The sequence below is a fragment of the Agathobacter sp. genome (assembly GCF_977054825.1).
Map to the genome: position 1 here is coordinate 53,602 of NZ_CDRTEH010000017.1, position 6,543 is coordinate 60,144.

General features: G+C 37.3%; 5 protein-coding genes. All 5 read left to right on the top strand.

Features of this window, described 5'->3' with window-relative positions; all coding sequences use genetic code 11:
* Window positions 1–863: hypothetical protein (locus ACW6PM_RS11395; RefSeq protein WP_456057233.1), on the top strand; the 863-nt coding region annotated here is incomplete at its 5' end.
* Between the two features lie 642 nt (window positions 864–1,505).
* Window positions 1,506–3,344, top strand: a complete 1,839-nt coding sequence (locus ACW6PM_RS11400; protein WP_456057234.1) for a hypothetical protein — start codon at window positions 1,506–1,508, stop codon at window positions 3,342–3,344.
* Between the two features lie 175 nt (window positions 3,345–3,519).
* Complete coding sequence (locus ACW6PM_RS11405; RefSeq protein WP_456057235.1) at window positions 3,520–5,241, top strand: AAA family ATPase; 1,722 nt, start codon at window positions 3,520–3,522, stop codon at window positions 5,239–5,241.
* A gap of 180 nt (window positions 5,242–5,421) precedes the next feature.
* On the top strand, window positions 5,422–5,748 hold the full coding sequence (locus ACW6PM_RS11410) for a DUF4190 domain-containing protein (protein WP_117685084.1): 327 nt from the start codon (window positions 5,422–5,424) through the stop codon (window positions 5,746–5,748).
* A gap of 136 nt (window positions 5,749–5,884) precedes the next feature.
* Window positions 5,885–6,229 (top strand): hypothetical protein, encoded by a 345-nt coding sequence (locus ACW6PM_RS11415; RefSeq protein ID WP_456057236.1) that lies wholly within the window; start codon window positions 5,885–5,887, stop codon window positions 6,227–6,229.
* Window positions 6,230–6,543 lie beyond the last annotated feature (314 nt).

Consider the following 6,543-nt stretch of genomic DNA (forward strand, 5'->3'; position numbering starts at 1 on the left):
TTGTGTCAGGCATAAAAATAGAATCACAGCCTCAGAACATTACAGCCAATATAGGAGAAAAAGCTGCAGCTAGTGTAAAGGCGAGTGGAAACGGACTTACATACCAGTGGCAGTACAGTAATGATGGTGGAAAAACCTGGAGAAATTCAGGAATAGCGAGTGCAAAAACAGCAACATACAGTTTTACAGTATCGAAAAATGATATTGGAATGTATTACAGATGTGTCATAAAGGATACAAATGGAAACAGTGTAACAAGTGCCAGCGGACATCTTGTGTCAGGCATAAAAATAGAATCACAGCCTCAGAACATTACAGCCAATATAGGAGAAAAAGCTGCAGCTAGTGTAAAGGCGAGTGGAAACGGACTTACATACCAGTGGCAGTACAGTAATGATGGTGGAAAAACCTGGAGAAATTCAGGAATAGCGAGTGCAAAAACAGCAACATACAGTTTTACAGTATCGAAAAATGATATTGGAATGTATTACAGATGTGTCATAAAGGATACAAATGGAAACAGTGTAACAAGTGCCAGCGGACATCTTGTGTCAGGCATAAAAATAGAATCACAGCCTCAGAACATTACAGCCAATATAGGAGAAAAAGCTGCAGCTAGTGTAAAGGCGAGTGGAAACGGACTTACATACCAGTGGCAGTACAGTAATGATGGCGGAAAGACCTGGAAAAATTCAGGAATAGCGAGTGCAAAAACAGCAACATACAGTTTTACAGTATCAAAAAATGATGTTGGAATGTTATTTAGATGTGTTATAAGAGATCAGTATGGAAATGAAAAAGTATCAAATAATGGTATTTTAAATACACTAAAAAACGAAGATTGGGAATTACCTATAATGTAAGCTATGTGTTATGTGCACAGTGGGGCAGCCACCATTAAATTTTATGAAACAGCAATCAGTAAAAACAGACAACAGTAGAACCAACTGACGAAGACTCAAATTGATGACAAAAACTTCCAGAGATAGCAAAAAGGCACTATATAAATTTTAGCTGCAAAATCTCTGGAAGTTCACATTTAAATCAATTGTATTTTAAAGATGAATCCGCTATACTAGACATTAGATGATGTCGAAAATATGTTTGGTGTAGAGGTGAACAGTATGATTAGTGTTTTTACAAAAATTATTGATTTAATATTTTTAAATACGAGGTATTATATTCTCATACTGTTATTTATGTTAGCGGTAATGGGAACTTATAAATGCTATAAAGTGTATAAATTACCGAAGTATATTTTATATTCTATGATCTGTATATGTGTTGATGTATTTGTCACTTATGTACTTTACAATGTGACAAATAGCAGGATAATACTCTTTGTGATGGCTATCATATTAGTTGGTATAATACTATATGCAATAGTGCATTACATCAGTATTTCACATACCTTAAGGCAAGTAATAAATTTTTCTGACGAGGAGAGATTTTATGCGAACTTTGTCGAGGCATGGAATTTGACATACGATTTGAAGACATCTGTTATGACTAAAAAGCAGTTGGATAAATACAACAGATACAGGATTTTTTTACGTGCGAAATTAGGCTGTTTTCATGCTAATGAGCAGGAATTACAAATTTACGAAAACGGGGACAGGTGTCAAAAGGCGTTTTATCATTTTATTCGTTTTATTCAATATTTGGCAATGGGAGAAGTACAGAAAGCATATGATAATATTAAAGAGGCGGAAGCATTATCAAACGGTGATATAGATAAGGTACTTAGAAGTCAGATATTGATTAATCGTGGAGTGGCATATGTGCAACTTGGTATGTATCAGGATGCGGATGATGCGTTTATTCGTGCAATTAGCTATTGTCAAAAGCATAATATAAAGAACTCGTATTTATGGAATGTTTTATATAGAGATTATATTTTTAACAAAACACGTCTGAATCCGGATATTTCGATGGAAGAGATGGACGAAATTTTAGAACAATATAAAGAGTATATTGATTGTGAAAATATAGTTGAGTATATAAATTTATTCAATACAAGGCTTGAATTGCTTCGACAAATGAAAGCTGATAGGAAGAAATTGAATGATGTAGTTCAAAGTGTGTTTGATTACGTACAGAACAGTAACATTCCAAAGTTAAATAGATGTGTATTTGAAGCATCGACAGCAAGGATTATTTGGGCGTCAGCGTTAAATCCGACATATATTCTTGAGGCATTTTCTAGAGATGTTGATTTACTTTCTAAACTACCAATGCCTGTCAGATATGATAGCTATAAGAATATAGAGCTGTTATTTAAAGATTTACATGGTAACATTGTGGAAAGATATACCTCCCTAAAGGACAGAGCCGTGGAGTATATGCAAAATGAGGCTGAAAGAGATTTAGAGGAATATCGAAGGTCGTTGCCAGCAGAGGCTGTTTATCAACGATATTTTTGCTTTTACGAACTGGCTGGTATTCAAAAAAGAAACAAGCAAAACTATAAGTGGTCTGTTGTTGAAGAGTACTTTAAAAATGCAAGTGCTCTTTATCATGAGAATGGTTTACTTATAGATGAAATCATGACAAAACTTGCTTTGGTTGACGAGGCATCAGATGTTATAAATTGTGACGAGCATTTGCAATTTACCAGAAAAGACGAGATGCTTCGGACACTTGATGAGGTTGAGGCTATGTTGCCTAAGCTCGAGCAACATCCAGTAATTAATGAAATCACCCTCAGAATCAGTTTTTATAGTGTTGCTTTGAACGATTATTTGCGCTGTAAGAATTATTATAAACTGTATAGGAAGTCATCTGATCAGGTGTCAATTGATCATTATGCTCCTTGGGTACATAAATACCATATGGATGTTATATTCTGTGTCAGAATTCTCTACATAGTTGATAGTATCAACAAAATAATTGATCATATTGATGATTTTGATTTAAGCCCTTTAGCCAAAGAGTGGTTTGGTGGATTTGGCAAAATAGGTGGTGCTGTAATTCATCTTGTGATTGGCTTACTTATTGGATTTGACAATGCTGTTCCGTTAAAAGAATGCTTACTGTTGGATGAAGCAAACAGAATTGTAGATAATTTTGAGTGGATGAATTTTCCAAAGTTTGGTCTGGAAATCGATGTTCAAAATACTGATGTTATATTTTTCCATCCTGGTCAGCACCCATTAGAAAATGAAAAGGTTAAGAAGCGCATTTATGAGACGGTTATTGAGCTGGATAAATTTAGCGTTGAACAGCAGAGCGCATTGCAGGAGGTTTGCAAAATCATTACAGAGAATATGGTTTCGGAGTCTCCTACGATTGATGAACTGAAAGTAGCATTTAATAGTGTAATGCTTCCTAAGACCATAATTTAGGACGTTAAGATATTTGTAATAGCAACCATATCTTTATTGTGGCAATGAAATAAGCAGTTGCCGGACAAAAATGAGAGCTGAATTTGGACAAGATAAGGAATCATAAATATTGTATTTTGCATGGCATTCCGCTATACTAGTATTAAGTATAGCGGATTATTTTTTGGAGGCTTTTATGGCAAATACGTTGAAGTTACCGGTTGGAATTGAAAATTTTGAGGAAATTCGTAAACTGGGTTTCTATTATATTGACAAGACAAGGCTTATAGAGCAGCTTTTACAGGGCTGGGGAAAGGTCACTCTTTTTACACGCCCTAGGCGTTTCGGCAAGACTCTCAATATGAGTATGCTAAAAAGCTTTTTTGAGATAGGCACAGATAAGACCTTGTTTGATGGCTTATATATTTCAGGCAATAAAGAGCTTTGTGATGAGCATATGGGTAAGTATCCTGTCATATTTCTTTCATTCAAGGGTGTGGAGGGATTGACGTATGACGAGGCTTTTGATGCTCTTGTAAGAGTTATTGGCAAAGAAATAAGCAGAGTCTCTTTTCTGGCTGACAGTGATAAGCTTACGATGCTTGAGAGAGAACAGTATAAGGGATTGACTATTATAGAGGACGGCAGTTTTGTTTTTAGTAAAGATAAGCTTATATCGTCATTACAGCTTCTTTCACAGCTGTTGTATAAGCACTATGGTCAGAAAGTGGTTATTCTCATAGATGAGTATGATGTTCCGCTCGACAAGGCTTTTCAGAATGGCTACTACAAGGAGATGGTTTCTCTCATCAGGGGGCTTTTCGGACAGGCGCTCAAGACCAATGAGTTTTTACAGTTTGCGGTGCTCACTGGCTGTCTTCGTGTGTCAAAGGAGAGCATTTTTACAGGGCTCAATAATTTTGAAATCAATTCTATTGTGGATATCGACCATGATGAGCAGTTTGGATTCACTGATGATGAGGTCATGAAGCTTCTTTCAGACTATGACAGGAGCGAGAGATATCATGATGCAAAGGAATGGTATGATGGCTATCATTTTGGTAATGCAGATATATATTGTCCATGGGATGTGATAAATTTTGCCAAGAAGCTTGTTTCAGACCCGTCAGCCAGACCTAGCGCGTTCTGGATTAACAGCAGTGGCAATGATATGGTGAAGCGCTTTGTGGACAAGGCTGACCAGACCACAAGGGATGAGATTGAGAAGCTTGTGGCAGGCGGATTTGTGGAGAAGCAGCTTCGGCTTGATCTGACATATGATGAGATTGACAGTACGATTGACAATCTGTGGAGTGTGCTCTTTACTACAGGCTATCTCACCAAAATCGGAGAGGTCAAGGTGCCTGACAGTGAGAGCTATGCTTATAAGCTTGTGATTCCTAATAAAGAGGTGCGTGAGGTGTTTATTCTCCAAATTCAGGAGTGGTTCAAGGCTGTTGTCGCAAAAGATGATGATACTATGAAGCTTTTATCAAGGGCAATTCTGGATAAAGATGAGAAACAGATTGCCAGGCAGCTAAACATCGTGATGAGCCGCATGATAAGTATACTCGATACAAAGGCGCCTGATGCTATGAAGGAGAATTTCTATCACGGCTTACTTCTTGGTCTGCTTCGAGGCAGCAATCCGGACTGGCTTATCAAGTCGAATCGTGAGTCGGGAGATGGTTTTAGCGATATTTTAATCATGCCGGAGGATCCTGATGCGGGCATCGTTATAGAGGTGAAGTATGCTAAGGAGATGAAGGAACTTGACGCAGCGTGCGAGGCTGCGATAACGCAGATTAAGGACAAGCGCTATGATGAGACTCTGCGTGATGAGGGCAGGTGTGATATTTTAGCCTATGGCATTGCTTTTTGCAGGAAACGGTGCAGGGTGGTTGGAGAGAAATTTTAAATTGGCTGTAATCGTTGCTGGTCACACTGTTAGGTGTGAACAGTAACTATCTGGGATGTTGCATCCGGTAATGAAAAATATATTGCTTTCGTAGTCAAAGTATGTTACGATACTCCATGGTTACAAATTACAGTGACAGTTATTATATCATTTAAACAAAAGAAAGGTAGGAGAATAGTTATGAGCGACAACTTCAATATGTATGATCAGGCGAATCAGCAGGGCAATCCAAATATACCGCCTATGCCGCCGATGGAGGAAAAGAAGGGAATGTCAATTGCATCTATGGTGCTTGGTATTATCGGTCTGGTATTCTGGTGTATTCCAATCCTTGGCGGACCTATTGGTATTGTAGGACTTATCCTCGGTATCGTAGGCAGGAAAAATGGTGGAAAGGGCATGGCAACCGCTGGTATTGTTATGTCAATTATTACCATCGTACTTGCAGTTATCAATGCTATTGCTGGTGTTTATCTGCAGACATCAAATGTCTTGAACCAGTTATAATCACATAACAGGTGATATCTTTAATTGCATTTTATTTTTTAATCCGCTATGCCAGAGGTTGGTATAGCGGATTTTTAGATTCAATTATCATTGTATTAAAATAAAAAAGTACGTATTAGGAAAGGTGGAAAATAAAATGAAAAAACGAATAATTAATTATAGACTTAAGATTGACAATCTGCTTGCCAATCCTGATAAGATATCAAAAGAAGAGTGGAAGAAAATACTGCAGGAACACCTGACACAAATAGGCTTCTTCCAGCATGAGCGCATCGTGCATCTCATAGTGACAGTGACCTTTGCCATACTCACCATGATGTCAATAATTGCATCCATCATGATAAGCAACCCAATGCTTCTTGTTCTTACACTGTTATTCTTAGTGTTGTTGGTGCCATATATCATGCACTACTATACACTGGAAAATGAAGTGCAGAAGATGTATACCCAATATGATGAGATATTGAAGCGTTTGGAATAGGTCAGAAGCTGTAGTATACTGGAATTATCTGACAAGGTTCTCTTGACTATGAGTATTCTCCGAGTTATTACACTCGTAAGAAAGTAACTTACGAGTTAGTAACTGCGAGTATAATAATTGGAGGAGCTTTACAAGTAAACGATTTGATTTTAGCCTTGCTGGCACAGAATAATGGTTTTGGGCAACCATTGCTAACTTGAAAAAGTAAATTCCAGTGCAGAAGTAAATTCCACACTCATTTAAAAGTTCTTGATTTTCTAAGAGTTTTATAAGCTCAAAACGCTTATTTCTGTTATAATAGGAGTAACTTCTTG